Annotated in this window: 13 protein-coding genes; 9 read left to right on the top strand and 4 right to left on the bottom strand. The window is 65.4% G+C overall.

Annotated elements, in window-relative coordinates; genetic code table 11:
* Positions 1 to 15 precede the first annotated feature (15 nt).
* Positions 16 to 1,290 (bottom strand): phosphopyruvate hydratase, encoded by a 1,275-nt coding sequence (gene eno / locus VK792_RS17250; protein ID WP_326299115.1) that lies wholly within the window; start codon positions 1,288 to 1,290, stop codon positions 16 to 18.
* Between the two features lie 120 nt (positions 1,291 to 1,410).
* Complete coding sequence (locus tag VK792_RS17245) at positions 1,411 to 2,304, bottom strand: DMT family transporter (protein ID WP_326299114.1); 894 nt, start codon at positions 2,302 to 2,304, stop codon at positions 1,411 to 1,413.
* Positions 2,305 to 2,512: 208 nt separating this feature from the next.
* Here VK792_RS17245 and selD point away from each other — a divergent pair, with 208 nt between their 5' ends.
* On the top strand, positions 2,513 to 4,660 hold the full coding sequence (gene selD, locus VK792_RS17240) for a selenide, water dikinase SelD (RefSeq protein WP_326299113.1): 2,148 nt from the start codon (positions 2,513 to 2,515) through the stop codon (positions 4,658 to 4,660).
* On the opposite strand, the gene mnmH is transcribed toward selD, so the two are convergent.
* A complete protein-coding gene (gene mnmH, locus VK792_RS17235) occupies positions 4,642 to 5,700 on the bottom strand; it encodes a tRNA 2-selenouridine(34) synthase MnmH (RefSeq protein WP_326299112.1) in 1,059 nt (352 codons plus the stop codon). The genes selD and mnmH overlap by 19 nt on opposite strands.
* 93 nt (positions 5,701 to 5,793) lie before the next feature.
* On the opposite strand from mnmH, the gene xylB reads away from it, so the two are divergent.
* Positions 5,794 to 7,230 carry a xylulokinase gene (gene xylB, locus VK792_RS17230; RefSeq protein WP_326299111.1) on the top strand — a complete coding sequence of 479 codons (1,437 nt, stop codon included), beginning with the start codon at positions 5,794 to 5,796 and terminating at the stop codon, positions 7,228 to 7,230.
* On the opposite strand, the gene VK792_RS17225 is transcribed toward xylB, so the two are convergent.
* A complete protein-coding gene (locus VK792_RS17225; RefSeq protein ID WP_326299110.1) occupies positions 7,227 to 8,078 on the bottom strand; it encodes a LysR family transcriptional regulator in 852 nt (283 codons plus the stop codon). The genes xylB and VK792_RS17225 overlap by 4 nt on opposite strands.
* Before the next feature lie 96 nt (positions 8,079 to 8,174).
* On the opposite strand from VK792_RS17225, the gene VK792_RS17220 reads away from it, so the two are divergent.
* The 7 genes from VK792_RS17220 (at position 8,175) to VK792_RS17190 (ending at position 18,688) form a co-directional block, all read left to right on the top strand.
* On the top strand, positions 8,175 to 9,365 hold the full coding sequence (locus VK792_RS17220; protein WP_326299109.1) for a CaiB/BaiF CoA transferase family protein: 1,191 nt from the start codon (positions 8,175 to 8,177) through the stop codon (positions 9,363 to 9,365).
* Positions 9,365 to 10,555: a 3-sulfinopropanoyl-CoA desulfinase gene (gene acdA, locus VK792_RS17215; protein ID WP_326299108.1), complete on the top strand. Its 1,191-nt coding sequence runs from the start codon at positions 9,365 to 9,367 to the stop codon at positions 10,553 to 10,555. The genes VK792_RS17220 and acdA overlap by 1 nt, the downstream gene beginning before the upstream one ends.
* Positions 10,552 to 12,162, top strand: a complete 1,611-nt coding sequence (locus VK792_RS17210) for a thiamine pyrophosphate-binding protein (protein WP_326299107.1) — start codon at positions 10,552 to 10,554, stop codon at positions 12,160 to 12,162. Before acdA ends, VK792_RS17210 begins: the two co-directional genes overlap by 4 nt.
* A 164-nt stretch (positions 12,163 to 12,326) precedes the next feature.
* Complete coding sequence (locus VK792_RS17205; protein ID WP_326299106.1) at positions 12,327 to 13,289, top strand: TAXI family TRAP transporter solute-binding subunit; 963 nt, start codon at positions 12,327 to 12,329, stop codon at positions 13,287 to 13,289.
* A gap of 129 nt (positions 13,290 to 13,418) precedes the next feature.
* Positions 13,419 to 16,046: a TRAP transporter permease gene (locus tag VK792_RS17200; RefSeq protein WP_326299105.1), complete on the top strand. Its 2,628-nt coding sequence runs from the start codon at positions 13,419 to 13,421 to the stop codon at positions 16,044 to 16,046.
* A gap of 12 nt (positions 16,047 to 16,058) precedes the next feature.
* Positions 16,059 to 16,484 (top strand): universal stress protein, encoded by a 426-nt coding sequence (locus VK792_RS17195; protein ID WP_326299104.1) that lies wholly within the window; start codon positions 16,059 to 16,061, stop codon positions 16,482 to 16,484.
* Positions 16,485 to 16,780: 296 nt separating this feature from the next.
* On the top strand, positions 16,781 to 18,688 hold the full coding sequence (locus tag VK792_RS17190; RefSeq protein WP_326299103.1) for a PIG-L family deacetylase: 1,908 nt from the start codon (positions 16,781 to 16,783) through the stop codon (positions 18,686 to 18,688).
* Positions 18,689 to 18,818 lie beyond the last annotated feature (130 nt).

Below are 18,818 nucleotides of genomic sequence, written 5' to 3'. Positions count from 1 at the left end.
CAGGAACCCGAATGCTTAGCGCAGGATCGACCGGCCGGCGTATTCGGCGGTTTCGCCCAGCATTTCCTCGATCCGGATCAGCTGGTTGTATTTCGCAAGCCGGTCAGACCGGGCCAGCGAGCCAGTCTTGATCTGACCGCAGTTGGTGGCCACGGCGAGATCGGCGATGGTGCTGTCCTCGGTTTCGCCGGACCGGTGCGACATGACGTTGGTCATGCGCGCGCGATGCGCCATGTCGACGGCCTTCAGCGTTTCCGACAGCGACCCGATCTGGTTCACCTTGACCAGCATCGAATTGGCGCAGCGGCGTTCGATGCCCATTGCCAGGCGGGTGGGGTTGGTCACGAACAGGTCGTCGCCCACCAGCTGGATCTTGTCGCCCAGCGCGGCGGTCAGCTTGGCCCAGCCGTCCCAGTCGTCCTCGCTCATGCCGTCCTCGATCGAGATGATCGGGTAGTCGTTGCACAGTGCCTGCAGGTAGGCGACGTTTTCGTCGCTGCTCAGGGTCTTGCCTTCACCGGCCAGGACGTACTTGCCGTCCTTGTAGTATTCGGTCGCGGCGCAATCGAGCGCGAGGTAGATGTCCTCGCCCGGCGTGTAGCCGGCCTTGTCGATCGACTTCAGGATGAAATCCAGCGCGTCGCGGGTCGACCCCAGGTTCGGGGCAAAGCCGCCTTCGTCGCCCAGGCCGGTCGACAGGCCCGCCGCCGACAATTCCTTTTTCAGCGTGTGGAACACTTCGGAGCCCATGCGCACCGCGTCGCGGATGGTTTCCGCGGCCACCGGCATGATCATGAATTCCTGGATGTCGATCGGGTTGTCGGCATGTTCGCCGCCGTTGATGATGTTCATCATCGGCACCGGCAGAACATGGGCCGAAGTGCCGCCGACATAGCGGAACAGCGGCTGCGCGGTGTAATCGGCGGCAGCGCGGGCCGCGGCCAGCGACACGCCCAGGATGGCGTTGGCGCCCAGCCGGCCCTTGTTGTCGGTGCCGTCCAGTTCGATCATCGCGGTGTCGATGGCCAGCTGTTCGGTCACGTCCATACCGACCAGCGCCTCGGCGATCTCGCCGTTGACGGCGGCGCAGGCTTCCAGAACGCCCTTGCCCATGTAGCGGCTCTTGTCGCCGTCGCGCTTTTCGACCGCCTCGTAGGCCCCGGTCGAGGCGCCCGAGGGCACCGCGGCGCGGCCCAGCGTGCCGTCTTCCAGAAGTACGTCGACTTCGACCGTCGGGTTGCCCCGGCTGTCCAGGATTTCGCGGGCGTGAATGTCGATGATGGTGCTCATTTGGCCTCTCCGAATGGCGGGTTCGCGGCGTTCATAGCACCCGGGCAAGGAATGTAAACAACCACAGCGCTAACGGCCCCGCACAGAGTTTCCCCAGCGGAAAAGCCGGGCGTTTCCCGTTCAGCGCCGTGCCCCGGCCGCGGCCCGCTGCGCCCGCCGCAACCGGGCCTCGCGCAGCAGGGTGTAGACCCCGGTCACGATGATGATGGCCGCCCCCGCCAGCGTCGGCCAGTCGGGCAGTTCGGCAAAGACCAGCGCCCCGAGGATCATCGCGAACAGTAACCGGGTGTACCGGAACGGCGTGACCACGGACACGTCGCCCGTGCGCGTGGCGATGGTGATGCCGTAATAGCCCGCAACGCCGAAGATCACCGCGCCCGCCAGCAACGCCGCCGGCATCGCCCCCGGCCAGGCCGGCCAGTCGCCCGAGATCAGCAGCAACAGCACCCCGGCCGGCACGACAGAGGCAAAGCCGTAACAGGACAGCACGAGGTTCGACACGTCCCGCGGCACGTAGCGCGCGCCCAGGTCCCGCGCCGCCAGTGCCAGCACCCCCAGCACGGCGAACAGCGCGTTGGGGTCGAAACTGTCCATCCCCGGCCGCAGGATCAGCAGAACGCCCGACAGCCCGACCCAGATCGCCGTCCAGCGCCGCCAACCCACCGGTTCGCGCAGCAGAACAGCCGCGCCCAGCGTCATCAGAAGCGGCGTCGCCTGAACGATGGCCGCCGCCGTGGCCAGCGGGATCAACGACAGCGCGGTGACAAAGGCCATGGTGCCGAACAGTTCCGACAGGTTGCGCACCAGGATCGGCGGCGTCAGCAACAGCGGCGTCACCACCCGGTGCCCGCGCCGCGCCGCCAGGACCGCATAGAACACCGCCCCGCAGCTGCCCAGAACGATCAGGATCAACCCGGTCGGCATGTGGCCCGAAGACGCCTTGATGAAACTGTCCTCGACCGCGAACAGCGCCATCGACAGCACCATGAACCCGATCCCGCGCAGATTGTCCAAAGCCGTCTCTCCCTTCCGGTCCCGGTCCCGCGCTTATGCCCAAATGATGAACCGCACCAGCCCCTTCTTCTGGCTGAAAATATCCCACGGGGAGCGCGAGGGGTGTGAAACCCCTCGCTGCCGTCCCTGTCCGCCCGCGCCAACGCGTCCTTGGTCAGCGCCAACGCGTCCTTGGTCAGCGCCGACACCCCGTGCTAGAGCTGTCCGCATGACACCCGAATACCCCCTGACTCGCGATCTTGTCTTCGTTGGCGGTGGCCACACCCACGCGCTGGTTCTGCGCATGTGGGGGATGTCGCCGCTGCACGGCGCGCGGCTGACCGTGATCAACCCTGGCCCCACGGCGCCCTATTCCGGGATGCTGCCGGGCTTCGTCGCAGGCCATTACGACCGCGACGCGCTTGACATCGACCTGGTGAAACTCGCGCGTTTCGCCGGGGCGCGGGTGATCCTTGGCACGGTCGACCGGATCGACCCGGTGGCCAAAACCGTGCATGTGCCGGGACGGCCGCCCATCGGCTATGACATCTGCTCGGTCGATGTCGGCATCACCTCGGAAATGCCCGCGCTTCCGGGGTTCGCCGATCATGGCACACCCGCGAAACCTCTGGGCACCTTCGCGACCCGCTGGGCGGCCTATCGTGACGGCAACGGCCCTGCCTCGGTCGCGGTGATCGGAGCCGGGGTCGCGGGTGTGGAACTGGCGCTGGCCATGGCCTTTGCACTGAAAACGCGCCGGCGCCCGGCGCAGGTCCACCTGGTCGAGGCCGCGACGGCACTGTCGGTGCTGGGCGCGAAACCACGCGCGCGGCTTTTGCAGGCGATGGCCGAACTGAACGTGACCCTGCATGAAAACGCGCGGATCGACCGCGTCACCGCCACCGGGCTGGAGCTGGCCGGCGGCCAGGTCATCGAGGCAGGCTTCGTCACCGGCGCGGCGGGCACGCGGCCCCATGGCTGGATTGCCGGCTGCGGGCTGGACCTTCAGGACGGGTTCATCAAGGTGAACGCCCGGCTGCAATCCAGCGCCCCGGACGTTTTTGCCACCGGCGATTGCGCCCACATGACCCATGCACCGCGCCCCAAGGCGGGTGTCTTCGCGGTGCGGCAGGCGCCGGTCCTGCTGGCCAACCTGCGGGCGGCGCTGGCGGGCACGGACTGGCAGGACTACCAGCCGCAAGCCGACTATCTCAAGCTGATCTCCATGGGCGACAAGACGGCCCTGGCGGAAAAGCAGGGCCTGCCGCTGTCGGGGGCGCTGATGTGGCGCTGGAAGGACTGGATCGACCAGCGGTTCATGCAGAAATTCCGCGACTTGCCCGTGATGAAAGGCCCCGATCTGACGAAACTCCGCGCCAAGGGGGATGAGGCTTTGCACAAACCCCTGTGCACCGGCTGCGGATCGAAGGTCGGGCGCGGGGCCCTGGCCGCCGCCGTGGCGGACCTGCCCAGACCACGCCCTGACGTGACGCCCTTGCCGGGCGACGACGCGGCGCTGCTGGTGATGGGCGACACCCGGCAGGTCCTCACCACCGATCACCTGTCCGCCGTCACGGCCGATCCGGCGCTGATGGCGCGGATTGCCGCCGTGCATGCGCTGGGGGATGTCTGGGCCATGGGGGCGGCGCCGCAGGCCGCGCTGGCGCAGATCGTCCTGCCCAGGATGAGCGCCGATCTGCAACAGCGCACCCTGTCGGAAATCATGGCCGTCGCCGGAGAGGTCATGGCGGATGCGGGCGCGCAAATCGTGGGCGGCCACACCACGATGGGCGCCGGCATGACCATCGGGTTTTCCATCACCGGCCTGCTGGAGCGTGATCCGATCACCTTGGCCGGGGCGCGGCCCGGCGATGCGCTGATCCTGACCAAGCCGATCGGCACCGGCGTGGTGCTGGCGGCGGAAATGGCGGGGCAGGCGCGCGGCGCGGACGTGGCCGCCTGTTTCGCCAATATGTCCCTTGCTCAGGGCAATGCTGCGCGGATCCTGTCGCAGGCCCATGCGATGACTGATGTGACGGGCTTTGGCCTTGCCGGTCACCTGCAGGGCATTTGCGCGGCCAGCGGCGTCGGGGCAGAGATCGCGGTGGACGCCATCCCGGTCCTGCCCGGCGCGCGGGCGCTGTCGGACAGCGGCGTTGCGTCCTCGCTTTACCCGGACAATCGCGCGCTTGTTCCGGGGGTGATCGAAGAGGCCCGCACCCGGCTGCTGTTTGATCCGCAAACCTGTGGCGGGCTTTTGGCGGTGGTTGATGCCGGGCAGGCAGCGATCTTGAAAGATAAGTTGAAGATCGCCGGATATGATGCTGCGATCATAGGGAAAATAACCCCGGACGTGGGTCAGGTTTCGATCGTCTGATCCATGATCCGCAGCACCGCCTGCGCGGCGCGGTCCAGTGCCGGGCCGTCCAGCGCGCCCGCGTCGACCTCTGCCATGCAGGCGGCTCCGATGCTGGTGCGCGACTTTGAATAGGCCGGATCGTAGTGATCCTCCATCAGTGCGCGGGTCAGGCCGGGCTTGTCGCCCGCCTCGATCAACGCGAACCAGCGGTCCACCACCTCGTGCCCGCGAAAGTGCCGCAGCGGGGTCAGGTTTTCGCGCAGCCGGTCGCCATCGGTCAGCACATCGGCATAGGCCTGCAGCAGGTACGCGCTGCGCGCCTCCAGCGTTGCCGTCACTTCGATTCGGGGGGCGGCGCACATCGCCTTCCACAGGCTGGGCGGCACGATGCGGGCCCCCACCTTGTTCGATTCCGCCTCGACCAGCACCGGGCGGGCCGGGTCCATCCGCGCAAGCGCACAGGCAATGTCCGATTCAAACGCCTTCTGGCTGGGCTGGTCCCCCATCCGTCCCAGAAGCGAGCCGCGATGATTGGCCAGCCCTTCCAGGTCCAGAACCTGCGCGCCCAGCGTCGCCACCCGGTGCAGGACCTCGGTCTTTGCGGTGCCGGTGAACCCGTCCAGCAGGATCACCCGTTGCGCAATCGGGGCTTCGTACAGCGCGCGGTAAACCAGCCGGCGATAGGTCTGGTAGCCGCCCGCGATCGTGTCTGACCGCCAGCCGATCTGCCCCAACATCCAGGCGAACGACCCCGATCGCTGTCCGCCGCGCCAGCAATAGACCAGCGGGCGCCAGTCGCCCTCGTGATGGGCCAGCGGCCCTTCGACATGGGCGGCGGCATTGCGGAACACCAGCGCCGCCCCCAGCTTGCGCGCGGTAAACGGCGACACCTGTTTGTAAAGCGTGCCGACCCGCGCGCGCTCTTCGTTGTCGAGAACGGGCAGGTTGATCGCGCCGGGGATGTGGTCTTCGGCAAATTCGGCGGGGCTGCGGACGTCGATCACGGTGTCGAAACCGTGGTTCAGAAGGTCGGCCGGCGTGTTGAATGTCTGAGGCATAATTGCGGTTTACAGTGCCTGCTCGGTCGGGAAAAGGGTTGCCGGTCGGCGCGAGGGTGTCACCCTTGCGGCAAGGATTCGCAGGAGGCGCAAATGTACCTTGGGATTGATATTGGCACATCCGGCGTCAAGGCGGTGCGGATGGACCCGTCGGGACGGCTGGTACAGGCCGCAAGTGTGGCGCTGACGATTTCGCACGCCGCGCCGGGATGGTCCGAACAGGCGCCCGAAGACTGGTGGCAGGCGGTCTGCCGTGCGGTGCGCCAGTTGGACGGGCTGGGGGACGTGCGCGCGATCGGCCTGTCGGGGCAGATGCACGGCGCGGTGCTGCTGGACGGCGCGGGCGCGGTGCTGCGGCCCGCGATCCTGTGGAACGACGGGCGCTGTTCGGCGGAATGCGCGGCGGTGTGGCGCGATGCGCCCGACCTGGCGCAAGTCGCGGGCGTGCGGCCGATGCCGGGGCTGACAGGGCCGAAACTGGCCTGGGTGGCGGTGCACGAGCCGCAGGTACACGCCCGTATTCGTCACCTTTTGCTGCCCAAGGATTACATCGGCTACCGCCTGCACGGGCGTTTCGTGACCGACCGCGGCGATGCCGGGGGCAGTTTCCTGTTCGATCAGGCCCGGGGCCGGTGGAGCGACGCGCTGTGCGCCGCCACCCGAACCGACCCTGCTTGGCTGCCAGAGGTTCTGGCGGGAATCGAGGTGGCCGGGACGCTGACCGCCCAGGCCGCCGAAGCGCTGGGTCTGCCCGGGGGACTCCCCGTCGTGGCCGGCGCGGCGGATGCGCCGGCGGGGGCGCTGGCGGCGGGCGTGGTCCGGGACGGGCGTGGGATGATCAGCCTGGGCACCTCGGGTCAGTTTCTTGTCGCGGCGCAAAGCTATTCGGCGGCACCTGACCAGGGGTTGCACAGCTTTGCCCACACCCTGCCGGACACCTGGTATCACATGGCGGCGCTGCTGAACGGCGCACGCCCGATGCAGTGGTTCGCCGACATGGTGCAGGCCCCGGTTGCCGCGTTGCTGGACGAGGCCGCGGTGACGGATCAGGGCATCCCGCTGTTCCTGCCGTACCTGACCGGCGAACGCACGCCGCATGGCGATGACACCATCCGCGCCGGGTTCTACGGCATTGGCAACGCCACCACGCGCGGGCAGATGCTGCGCGGTGTGCTGGACGGGATCGCCTATGCCTTTGCCGATGCGGCGCAGGTGGTGGGCGACCAGATGCCCCCGCCAGAGGTGATGCTGGTGCAGGGCGGCGGGGCGCGCAGCCCGCTGTTGTTGCAGACCATCGCCGATGTCATCGGGCTGACGCTGGCGCGGATCGCGGGGGCAGAGGCGGGGCCGGCCATCGGCGCGGCCAGGCTGGCCGCGGTGGCCGACGGGGCGATGACGCTGGACGATCTGGCGCAGCAGCCAGAGACCGACCTGACGATCACGCCCGGTGACATGGGCCGCCATGGCGCGCGCTTGCAGGCTTATCGTCAGATGTACCAGGCGCTGAAACCGCTGCGCGGTTCGGTCTAGGCCAGCAACCGCCGCAGTTCGGCCCAGACCGTCGGACGGTTGAAATCCCGTCGCCGCAGCAGCGCCAGCCGCCGCGCGGCACCGTCCTGCGGAAACGGCAGACAGGTCAGTCGGTCCTGTAGCGGAGGGGCAAACAGGCGTTGTGGCAGGATGGAACAGCCCAACCCTTCGCGCACCAGTGCCTCGATCGTGTCGAGCGAGTCGATTTCCATCACTGTTTCGGGCCTGAGTTTCAGCGCCGACAGCCCGGTTTCGATCTGTTGACCCAGCCGGGTGTCGCGGGCAAAGGCGATGTAGGGCAGGGTGCCCAGCCAGCTTTCGGCATCGCCCGCCGTGTCAGGGGGCGCCACGACGCAAAGCGGTTCGCGCGCGATTTCGGTCTGCTCCATCTCTGGGCCGATGCGGTCCCCCGCCGTCATCACCGCAAGGTCCAGATGCCCGCGCGCCACCTGCTCGGCCAAATCGCCCGACAGGCCGGAGGTCACCTGCACCCGCAACTTAGGAAAGGTCGCACCCAGGCCGCGCAGCACCACCGGCAGCAACGTCTGCTGCGTGGTCGGCACAAAGCCCGCGCGGATCGTGCCGTCGGTCCGGTCGCCCCCGGCGCTTTGGCGCAGCGCATCGAACCGACCCAGGACGTCCTCGGCCTCAACGCAGAACCGCAGGCCAAAGGCGGTCAGCATCACCGGGCGGCGGCCCTTGACGAAGAGCGCGCTGCCCAGGTCCTGTTCCAGCTGTGTCATCTGCGTGGACAGGGCCGAATGGCTCAGGTGTACGACCTGCGCGGCGCGCGACAGGCTGCCGTTGTCGCGGATTGCCAGAAGGGTGCGGAGTTGGGAAATCTTCATGCAATAGCGTTAGAAAATCAGACGCTATGTTTCCAGTAATTTCGTTATGGCAGACGCTAAGCGCCCCCTATGCTGTCCTGCAAAGGGGGACGCACCATGACAGGACCGTTGCAGGGCATCCGCATCCTGGATCTCAGCCGCATCCTTGCGGGGCCCTATGCCACACAGCTTCTGGCGGACATGGGGGCCGATGTGATCAAGGTCGAACGCCCCGGGGCGGGTGATGATACCCGCGCCTGGGGGCCGCCCTATGTGACGGACGATGCGGGCCATGAAAGCCGGGAAAGCGCCTATTACCTGGCTGCCAACCGCAACAAGCGGTCGATCGCCGTCGACATGACCGACCCGGCGCAGGTCGACCGGCTGCGGCAGATGGCCGGGCGCTGCGACGTGGTGATCGAGAATTTCAAGCGCGGCGGTCTGTGCAAATACGGGCTGGATCACGCCACGCTGTGCGCGGCCCATCCCCGGCTGGTCTACTGTTCGATCACCGGCTACGGCCAGACCGGACCCAATGCCGACAAGCCGGGCTATGACCTGATGGCGCAGGCCTATGCCGGGATCATGGCGATCACCGGCGCACCGGGGGCGGACCCGATGAAAGTGGGCGTCGGCATCGCCGACATGATGTGCGGCATGTATGCCAGCACCGCGATCCTGGCCGCGCTGCGCCACCGCGACGCGACCGGCGAGGGCCAGCACATCGACCTTGCGCTGGTCGATGCGACCATGTCCTGGCTGGCCAACGCCGGCACGAATTTCCTGATGGATGGCAGCGAAAGCCGCTTTGGCAACCAGCACCCGAATATCGTGCCTTATCAGGTGTTCCAGGCCAGTGATGGCCATCTGATCGTCGCGGCGGGCAATGACCGGCAGTTCGCGGCCTTCTGTGGCATCCTCGGGCTTGATGCGCTGGCCCGCGACCCGCGGTTTGCCACCAACCCGTCACGGCTGGATCATCGCGACACGCTGATCGCGCTGTTGCAGGACCGGATCGTTGCTTGGCGCAAGGCCGACCTGATCGCCGCGATGGACCGCGCGGGCGTCCCCGGCGGGCCGATCCACACCCTGCCAGAAGTCTTTGCCAGCGATCAGGCGCAGGCGCGCGGCATTGTGGTGCGGATGGACCACCCGGATGCCGGGCCAGATGGCATCCGCCTGATCGGCAACCCGGTGAAATTTTCCCGCACGCCCGTCACCTATCGCCGCCCGCCCCCCCGCTGTGGCGAACATACCCAAGAGATCCGGGACGAATTCTTTCCCGACATGCCCCCGAAGGAGCCGTGATGTTCTACCTGACCGACACCCAGAAAGCGCTGAAAGAGGCGGCCCGCCAGATGGCCGAAGACAAGATCCGCCCCCGCGCGGCAGAGGTCGACCGGACCGAGGCATATCCCTGGGACAACGTCGACCTGCTGACAAAGGCGGGGTTCATGGGCATGACCATCCCCGCCGAATATGGCGGGCAGGGTCTGACCTACATGGATGCGGTTCTGGTGGTCGAGGAAATGGCCCGCGTCTGCGGCGTGACCGGCCGTATCGTGGTCGAGGCCAACATGGGCGCCCTGGGCGCCATCATGCGCTATGGGTCGGACGCGCAAAAACGGCTGGCCGCCGATCTGGTCCTGTCCGGGGACAAGCCCGCGATCTGCATCACCGAACCCGGGGCGGGCTCTGCCGCGACGGAAATGACGACCACGGCGGTCAAACAGGGCACTGACTATGTCCTGAACGGGGTCAAGCACTGGATCACCGGCGGAGGGGTGTCGAAACTGCACCTGATCTTTGCCCGTGTCATCGAGGACGGGGCGTTCAAGGGCATCTGCGGTTTCATCGCAGTGCGCGGTGAGGCCGAGGGGTTGAAGATCGGGACCCGCGAACCCGCCATGGGCTTGCGCGGCATCCCCGAGACCGAGGTGATCTTTGACAACCTCGTGGTGCCGCAGGACAGGGTGGTGATCCCGCCAGAGGGGTTGAAACGCGGCTTTGCCGGGTTGATGAATGCCTACAACGGCCAGCGCATCGGCGCGGCGACGGTGGCGCTGGGAATTGCGCAGGGGGCCTATGAACACGCGCTGGACCATGCCCGCACGCGCGAACAGTTCGGCCGGCCCATCGCCGAATTCCAGGGGCTGCAATGGATGCTGGCGGACATGTCGATCGGCCTGTCGGCGGCGCGCGCGCTGATCCACCAGGCGGCGTTGAACGGCGGCAGCGGATTTCCGGACATGCGCGAAGCGGCGCAGGCCAAGATCCTCGCCAGCGAAACCGCCATCAAGGTCACCAATGACGCGCTGCAGATCCACGGGTCTGCCGGGTATTCGCGCAACCTGCCGCTGGAACGGATGGCGCGGGATGCGCGGATGTTTACCATCGGCGGCGGCACCGCGCAGATCCTGCGGACGCAGGTGGCGGGCGCGATCCTTGGCATGAAGGTGCCGCAGACTCGCGACGGTTACCTGAAAGGCGCAAAATGACACAGACCGCGGCCGAAGCGATTGCCGAAACGCTGGCAGCGGCGGGCTGCAGCCATGCCTTCGGCATGCCGGGGGGCGAGGTTCTGGTGCTCTTGGATGCGCTGGACCGGGCAGGGGTAAGTTTTATCCTGTGCAAGCACGAGAATGCCGCCGGGTTCATGGCCGAAGGCGCGTGGCAGGCGACCGGCGCACCGGGGGTTCTGTTGACGACGATCGGGCCGGGCCTGGCCAACGGGGTCAATTCGGTCGCCAACGCTTTTCAGGAACAGGTGCCGCTGGTCGTGCTGTCGGGCTGCATCGGCCCGGCGCCGGCCAGCCAGTTCACCCACCAGGTGATCGACCAGCAGGCATTGCTGGCCCCGATCACCAAGGCCAGCTTCCAGGTGGCCGAGGGCAATGCCCACGCAGTTGTGCAAAAGGCGCTGGCGCTGGCGCTGGCCGATCCGCCGGGGCCGGTGCATATCGACCTGCCCGATACCTTGGCGCGGACCCCCGCGCCCGACCTGCCGGGGCCTGCGCGGTTCACCGAACGCGCCACGCTGGGGCCGGGGGCGGTGCTGGACACCGCGCTGCAACGGTTGCGCCACGCCCGCGCGCCGCTGATCCTGGCCGGGATCGGGGCGGTTCTGCACGGCGCGGGCGACGCGATCCGCGCCCTGGCGGAAACCCACGGCATCCCGGTACTGACCACCTACAAGGCCAAGGGGATCGTGCCCGAGCACCATCCCCTGGCGCTTGGCGGGCATGGTCTGTCGCCCTTGTCGGACAAACACGTCCTGCCGCTTCTGCGCGCGTCTGACTGCATCTTGTGTTTCGGCTATGACCCGATCGAGATGCGGTCGGACTGGATCCGCCCCTGGGAGCCGGAACAGGCGCTGGAATTCTGCCACGCGCAGGCCGAACATGGCATGCACGGATCCGCCCTGCGCTGGGTCGGCGATGTGCGCTCTGTGGTGACCGCCCTGTCGGACGGGCTGCGTGAACCGCTCTCGGGTCTCTGGCCCGGAGAAGAGCCGCAGCAGGTCCGCGCCGCCCTGACGCGGGCCTTTGCCCGGCGCGATGGCTGGGGCCCGCACGCGGTTTTCCACGCGCTGAACTCGGAACTGCCCGAGGCAAGCGTTCTGACCGTCGACAGCGGCGCGCATCGCATCCTCTTCAGCCAGATCTTCACGGCGAAACGCCCCGGTCATCTGCTGCAATCGGCGGCGTTCTGTACCATGGGTGTCGCGCTGCCGCTGGCCATCGGGGTCAAGTGCGCCCGCCCCGAAACGCCGGTGGTTGCCGTCATGGGGGACGCCGGTCTGGACATGGCGCCGGGCGATCTGGCGACGCTGCGCGACATGGGCCTGGCCTTGACCGTGGTGGTGCTGGTCGATGACGCGCTGACCCTGATCGGGCGCAAGCAGGCGGCAATGCAATTGCCCGAATGCGGCGTCGTTTTCGGCCGGACAGATTTCGTCGCACTGGCGCGGGCCTATGGCGGACATGGCGAAACCGTTCGGGATTCCACCAGCCTTGCCAAGGCGTTGAATGAAGCAGCGGGACGCGATTGCTTTACCATCCTGGCCTGCGAGATCGACAAGCAGGATTACCAGGGCGCGTTTTGACCAATTGGTAACAAAGCCTTCACAACCCCGTGCAGGGTGTTAGGGTAGAGCCACAGAATCGTCAAAAACGACACCGCAGATGTCGACAAGACGACAGTGACAACAGGGCCGGACAAACCGGCGAAACGTGCTCGGAACGCTGAGCGACAACAAGGGAGTCAACCATGAATCTTTTCAAAACCGCAGCCATTGCGGGTGCATTTGCCATTTCCGGCCAGGTGGCCGTGGCCGAGGAATTCGTGTCGATCGGCACCGGCGGGGTGACCGGGGTCTATTACCCGACCGGTGGCGCGATCTGCCGTCTGGTCAACAAGGACCGCAAGGAACATGGCATCCGCTGTTCGGTGGAATCGACCGGCGGCTCGATCTACAACATCAACACCATCCGTGCCGGCGAACTGGAATTTGGCGTGGCGCAGTCGGACTGGCAGTACCATGCCTATCATGGCACTTCGAAATTCGAAGAAGCGGGCCCGTTCGAAGACCTGCGCGCCGTGTTCTCGGTGCACCCCGAGCCGGTGACGATCCTGGCCCGCGCCGACAGCGGCATCAAGAACATCACCGACATTCCCGGCAAGCGGTTCAACATCGGCAACCCGGGGTCCGGCACGCTGGGCACTTGGGAAGTGATCGAAGCTGCGATGGGCTGGGACCGGGGCGATCTGGCGCTGGCGGCGCAGATGAAGTCGTCGGAAACCTCTGGCGCGCTGTGCGACAACAAGATCGACGGCTATTTCTGGCTGGTGGGTCACCCGTCGGCGCTGACCCAGGAAACCGTGGCCAGCTGCGACGCCAAGCTGATCCCAGCGGTTGCGCCTGAAATCGACAAGCTGGTTGCCGACAACCCCTATTACCGCAAGACCACCATTCCCGGCGGCATGTACCCGGGCAACCCCGATGACATCCAGACCTTTGGCGTCGGCGCGACGTTCGTGACCTCTGCCAAGGTGTCGGATGAAGCGGTCTATCAGGTCGCCAAGGCGGTTCTGGGCAACCTGGATGATTTCCGCAAGCTGCATCCGGCCTTTGCCAATCTCAAGGCCGAGGAAATGATCCGTGACAGCCTTTCGGCACCGCTGCACCCCGGCGCGATCCGCGCCTACAAGGAACTGGGCCTGATGGAGTGATCCAGACAGCCTGAAACGCGAGGGCCCAGGCCCTCGCGTTTTTCGTTTCGGGCCTTTGGGGTCGGAACGCACCGGCACGGCCAACGTGCCACCCGGATGTCGGGACGGATTTCGGGACAGGGGGACACCATGACCAGTGATACCAGGAAAGGCCCGCAAGGCGTGGCCGAGGCCGAGGCATTCGCCGCCGATCTTGACGTCGGCGCGCGCAATCCGACCGGCTGGCAGGGCAAGTTGATTGCGCTGGTGGCGCTGGTCTGGGCTTTTGCGCAGGTCTTTAACGCATCGCCGTTGCCGGCGATCCTCGCACAAGCCACCGGGCAAAGCTGGATCTATATCAACTCTGATGTGGAACGGGTGTTGCACCTGACCTTCGGCCTGACTCTGGCGACGCTGGCCTTTCCCGCGTTCAAGCAATCGGCCCGCGATCATATCCCCTGGTATGACTGGTTGCTGATCGCCGCGGGGCTTTACGCCACGCTTTACCTGCTGGTCTTCCAGACCGCGATCGCCGACCGGCCCGGGCTTTGGACCACGGGCGATGTTGTCGCCTCTGCCGTCGGTCTGGCCGTGGTACTGGTTGCAACTTATCGGGCGCTGGGGCTGCCGATGGTGCTCGTGGCGTTCTTTTTCCTGATGTATGTCTTTTTCGGCGACCGCGATTTCTTTCCCGACGCAATGCAGTGGAAGGGGGCGTCTTTCTCCAAGGCGATGGGCCATTTCTGGATGCAGACCGAAGGTGTCTTTGGTCTTGCGCTGGGGGTTTCCGCGTCGATGGTGTTCCTGTTCGTTCTGTTCGGGTCGCTGCTGGAGAAGGCCGGGGCCGGCAATTACTTCATCAAGCTGGCCTTCGCCCTGATGGGGCATCTCAAGGGCGGTCCGGCCAAGGCCGCCGTCGTGGCCTCGGCCGCCACGGGCCTGATCTCGGGCTCGTCCATTGCGAACACGGTGACCACCGGCACCTTCACGATTCCGCTTATGAAACGCGTGGGTTTTCCCGCGGAAAAGGCCGGCGCGGTCGAGGTGGCCAGTTCCACCAACGGCCAGCTGACCCCACCTGTCATGGGGGCCGCGGCGTTCCTGATGGTGGAATATGTGGGTATTTCTTATCTGGAGGTGGTCAAGCACGCCTTCCTGCCCGCGATCATTTCCTACATTGCGCTGGTCTATATCGTCCATCTTGAGGCCGAGAAGATGGGGCTGGAAGGTCTGCCGCGGCAAGGGATCAAGAGATCCGCGGTGCAGCGGCTGACCGGGCTGGTACTGGGGCTGGCGATCTTTTGCGGGCTGAGCCTGGCAATCTACTACGGGCTCGGCTGGCTCAAGCCCCTGTTGGGTGACTGGTCCTTGCCGGGCATGGCGCTGCTGTTCTTTGCCGCCTACATGGTGCTGCTGAACTGGTCTGCAAAATTCCCCGACCTGGAAATCGACGATCCGGATGCGCCCTTCACCGCCTTGCCGGAACCGGGGCCGACGGCAAAGACCGGCTACTACTACGTCTTGCCGGTGGTTGTGCTGATCTGGAACCTGATGATCGAACGTCTGTCGCCGGGGCTGTCTGCTTTCTGGGCGACGCTGTCGATGATCTTCATCATGCTGACCCAGCACCCGTTGAAAGCGATGCTGCGGGGTCAGGGCATGACCGACTGGGGCCGGGGCTGGTCTGAATTCCTGGACGGGATGATTGCGGGCAGCCGCAACATGATCGGCATTTCGGTAGCGACCGGCACCGCGGGCATCATCGTCGGCACTGTGTCGCTGACCGGCGCGCACCAGGTGATCGGCGAATTCATCGAGGTGATCTCGGGCGGCAGCCTGCTGCTGATGCTGATCTTCGTGGCGCTGTTTTCGCTGGTGCTGGGCATGGGGCTGCCGACAACGGCGACCTACATCGTCATCACGTCGCTGATGGCGCCCGTGATCGTCGCTGTGGGGGCGAAATCGGGTTTGATCGTGCCGCTGATCGCGGTGCACATGTTCGTTTTCTACTTCGGGATTCTTGCCGACGATACGCCACCTGTCGGGCTTGCCGCCTTTGCCGCAGCCGCCATTTCCAAGGGTGATCCTATCAAGACCGGCATCATCGGCTTCAGCTATGACGTGCGGACAGCGATCCTGCCGTTCCTGTTCATCTTCAACACCGAACTGCTGCTGATCGACGTGACCCCGTTGAAGGCGGTGTTCGTCTTCATTGTCGCGGTGGTGGCGATGATGCTGTTCGCCGCCGCCACGCAGAACTGGTTCCTGGCCAAGTCCCGCCTTTGGGAAAGCGCGGCGCTGTTGCTGATTGCCTTTACCCTGTTTCGACCGGGCTTCTGGCTGAATATGGTCGAGCCCGAGTTCACCGAACGACCGGGGGCGGCGGCCTATGCCGTGGCGGCCGAGATGCCGGACGGGGCTGACCTGCGGATACGCATTGCCGGGCCGGATTTTGACGGTGGGCATACAAGTTCCACGGTGATGCTGAATCTTGGCGGCGCGGGGGATGGCGAAAGCCGTTTCATGAACGCGGGGCTGATGACGCTGGAAGAGGATGACAAGACCGTCGTCGATGGCGTGACCTGGGATTCCAAGCTGACCGATCTGCAAACCCAGTTCGCTTTCGGGGATTTCGACGATCCGGTGGTGGTGGACGCGGTTCTGATCGAAAACGACCGGATGCCGAAAGAGGTCTTTTATATCCCTGCGTTGGCCTTGCTGGCGTTGATCGCCTGGTTGCAGCTGGGCCGCGCCCGCCGTCAAACGGCAGCCGTCTGAGGAGGACACGCGATGACCAAGTCCATTCTGGTGCCCGTCGATCTGAACCACGAAAGCAGCTGGGCCAAGGTACTGCCCAAGGCGGTAGAGCTTGCCCGGCTGGACGGCGCGTCGCTGCACGTTCTCAGCGTCATCCCCGACTTTGGCAAGTCGATCGTCGGGTCGTATTTCCCCAGTGACTTTTCCGAAAAGGCCGAAGAGTCGACCCGGGCAGAGCTTCAGGCGCTGGTTGCGCGCGAAGTGCCAGGGGATGTCCGTGCCGATTGTGACGTCGTGCATGGCTCGATCTACAAGAAGATCCTCGAGGCCGCAGACAGGCTGAACTGTGACCTGATCGTGCTGGCGTCGCACCGGTCGGATATGCAGGATTACCTGATCGGCCCAAATTCAGCCAAGGTGGTCCGCCACGCGCGCCAGTCGGTCTACGTCGTCCGCTAGGGCGCCTTGCGGACACGCCCGGAGCCAACCGTGGGTGCCATGGCGGCGCCGCGATTCCCTGTCGTCGGTCAACAAGGCCCGCAAAAGGTTCGGATTGTTGACGCATATGTGTGGACGATTTTCCCGTTTGGAAACAATGTTGGTTCCAGACAGATCATTGTTGGCGGTTTTTCAGGGGGACGTTGTCAGAAAGGTGACCTTTGGTAAGGTGTACGTGACGGACATCAATTCAGGGTCTGCGCTGTTTCTACACGAGTGTGACTGCACCTCGGTCCAGTGCGCGACAAACCGCGAAGATGCCAACCATGCCTCAGCTGATGACCGGTGGTGCGATGACCATCGTCGCCCATGCGGATGACGACCTTCTGTTCATGAACCCCGATATCGCCGGTGCCATTGCCGCCGGCGAGCCCAGCACCACGGTTTTCGTGACCGCGGGGGATGCGGGATATGGCGCGCAGTACTGGATGGGGCGCGAAGACGGGGCCAAGGCTGCCTATGGGCTTATGGCCGGGGCCAATGACTGGGTCGATCAGGTTGTCGAGATCGCGCAGGGCGGGTCGACCTATCAACTGCACTCCTCTGTTCTGGAAAGCGCGCCAGAGGTGCGGCTGTACTTTCTGCGACTTCCGGACGGGGCAGGGGCGATCCCCGACCCGGACGACTACTTCTCGATCGCGCGGCTTTATGACGGGACGCGTGAAACGGTGACAACCAAGGACGGCGCGGCAGAGTATTCCCGCGATGACCTGCTGAACGTGTTGACCGGCGTGATGGAGGCGCATGCGCCGGACGCTTTTCGTCTGCAAGTGGCTGATGGCGAACATGCGGCGGGGGAACATACCGATCACTTGCATGTCACCCAGTTCGCGCAAGAGGCGTTGGACGGCTACAGTGGTCAGACCTACAGTGTGACGCACTATGTCAACTATGCCTCGGACCAGATGGCGGCCAATCTGTCGCCCGAAGACGCTCAGAACGTGCTGGACGTGATGCTGGCGTATGCCGCGCACGACAGCGGGACGACCGATGAAAACGGCGTCTTGCTGCCGCGCTACGTCGACTGGACCGGACGGCAATACGTGGACGAAACCTATCACGTGATCGACGGCGTCGCCTATGATGCCAACGGCGACCCGATCGACCCCGGCGACCCGGAGCCAGCGCCCGATCCGGTCGATCCGGTGCCTGCGCCGCCACAGACCGGGGGCGACGTGATCTATGCCCTTGGCGATACCCCGGACGCGTTCCTCTTCGACATTGCCCCGCTGAGCGGGGCGATCACGCCCAAAAGCTGGTTCACGCCCAGCCTTGACGATGCCTGGGATGCGAATGAAGACCATGTCTACCAGCTGATCCGCTTGACCACACCCGTGAATGGCGGCGCCCCGGTATCCGAAGTGATCCAACTGCAAACCGTCGCGAATGGTGCTTTGGAACCCGTCGGGGAAGGGGACCCCGTTGAGCCTGATCCCGATCCGGTCCCCGATCCAGATCCCGATCCGGCATCCGATCCCGTGACAGACCCGTTGCCCGCACCGGTCGGGGCCACCAGCTTTGCGATCCAGGGGCCGGATGCACATCTGTTCGACGTCGATGACCTGACCGGGGAGATTTCGCCGAAAGACTGGTTTCATCCCAGCCTGGACGATGCATGGGATGCGGATGAAGATTACATCTACGAAGTGACCCGTGTGGCGACGCCTGACGACGGAAGCGCGCCGCAGTCGGAACACCTGCGCTTTGACACCGTCGCGGACGGAGTCCTTGCGCCTGTCGGCGACGATGATCCCGGCGATCCCGCGCCGGAGCCGGCAGGCCAGGAGCCGGTCGTCCCTGACCCTGATCTTGCACCTGAACCTGATCCGGCCCCGAATAGTGGGTTGCTGTATACTCTGGATGGCCCCGACGCGCTGTTGTTCGAGGTCGATCAGGATACCGGAGAAATCGCGGCAAAAGACTGGTTTGTGCCCACCCATGACGACGCCTGGGACCAGGATGAGAACCACCTGTACGAATTGATCCGCGAGGGACGGGACGACAGCGGCACGGTTCAGTCGCAAGAGTTCCTGACTTACGAAGTCACGCCGGATAACGCGCTGACCTTGCTGACCGGAACTTCGGATCAGGCTGCCAACGATACCGTGTTGGACGACCCGTCAGATGACCAAAGCACCGATGCGGACGACGCCCTGCTGGTCTGAACCCCGACCCGAAAGGCCGCCGGCTCGGGGCGGGCGCGTCAGCCCTCCGCCCAGAACTAGTGGATTGATCGCGACAAACGAGTCCGAATTGGGATTCCCATTTGGTGCTGGCCGTGCGAGTCATGCTGAT

This window comes from Mesobacterium hydrothermale, from assembly GCF_035818635.1.
Taxonomy (GTDB): Bacteria; Pseudomonadota; Alphaproteobacteria; order Rhodobacterales; family Rhodobacteraceae; genus Mesobacterium_A; species Mesobacterium_A hydrothermale.
Note: the sequence above shows the minus strand (reverse complement) of the source record. Positions and strands in the feature narration are given on the sequence as shown.

What these genes read in the sequence shown, in the direction of transcription:
- VK792_RS17210 (WP_326299107.1), top strand. Translation starts at nt 10,552, where the DNA reads ATGACACAGACCGCGGCCGAAGCGATTGCCGAAACGCTGGCAGCGGCG.
- VK792_RS17190 (WP_326299103.1), top strand. Translation starts at nt 16,781, where the DNA reads ATGCCAACCATGCCTCAGCTGATGACCGGTGGTGCGATGACCATCGTC.
- VK792_RS17205 (WP_326299106.1), top strand. Translation starts at nt 12,327, where the DNA reads ATGAATCTTTTCAAAACCGCAGCCATTGCGGGTGCATTTGCCATTTCC.
- VK792_RS17200 (WP_326299105.1), top strand. Translation starts at nt 13,419, where the DNA reads ATGACCAGTGATACCAGGAAAGGCCCGCAAGGCGTGGCCGAGGCCGAG.
- eno (WP_326299115.1), bottom strand. Translation starts at nt 1,290, where the DNA reads ATGAGCACCATCATCGACATTCACGCCCGCGAAATCCTGGACAGCCGG.
- acdA (WP_326299108.1), top strand. Translation starts at nt 9,365, where the DNA reads ATGTTCTACCTGACCGACACCCAGAAAGCGCTGAAAGAGGCGGCCCGC.
- VK792_RS17220 (WP_326299109.1), top strand. Translation starts at nt 8,175, where the DNA reads ATGACAGGACCGTTGCAGGGCATCCGCATCCTGGATCTCAGCCGCATC.
- selD (WP_326299113.1), top strand. Translation starts at nt 2,513, where the DNA reads ATGACACCCGAATACCCCCTGACTCGCGATCTTGTCTTCGTTGGCGGT.
- VK792_RS17225 (WP_326299110.1), bottom strand. Translation starts at nt 8,078, where the DNA reads ATGAAGATTTCCCAACTCCGCACCCTTCTGGCAATCCGCGACAACGGC.
- mnmH (WP_326299112.1), bottom strand. Translation starts at nt 5,700, where the DNA reads ATGCCTCAGACATTCAACACGCCGGCCGACCTTCTGAACCACGGTTTC.
- xylB (WP_326299111.1), top strand. Translation starts at nt 5,794, where the DNA reads ATGTACCTTGGGATTGATATTGGCACATCCGGCGTCAAGGCGGTGCGG.
- VK792_RS17195 (WP_326299104.1), top strand. Translation starts at nt 16,059, where the DNA reads ATGACCAAGTCCATTCTGGTGCCCGTCGATCTGAACCACGAAAGCAGC.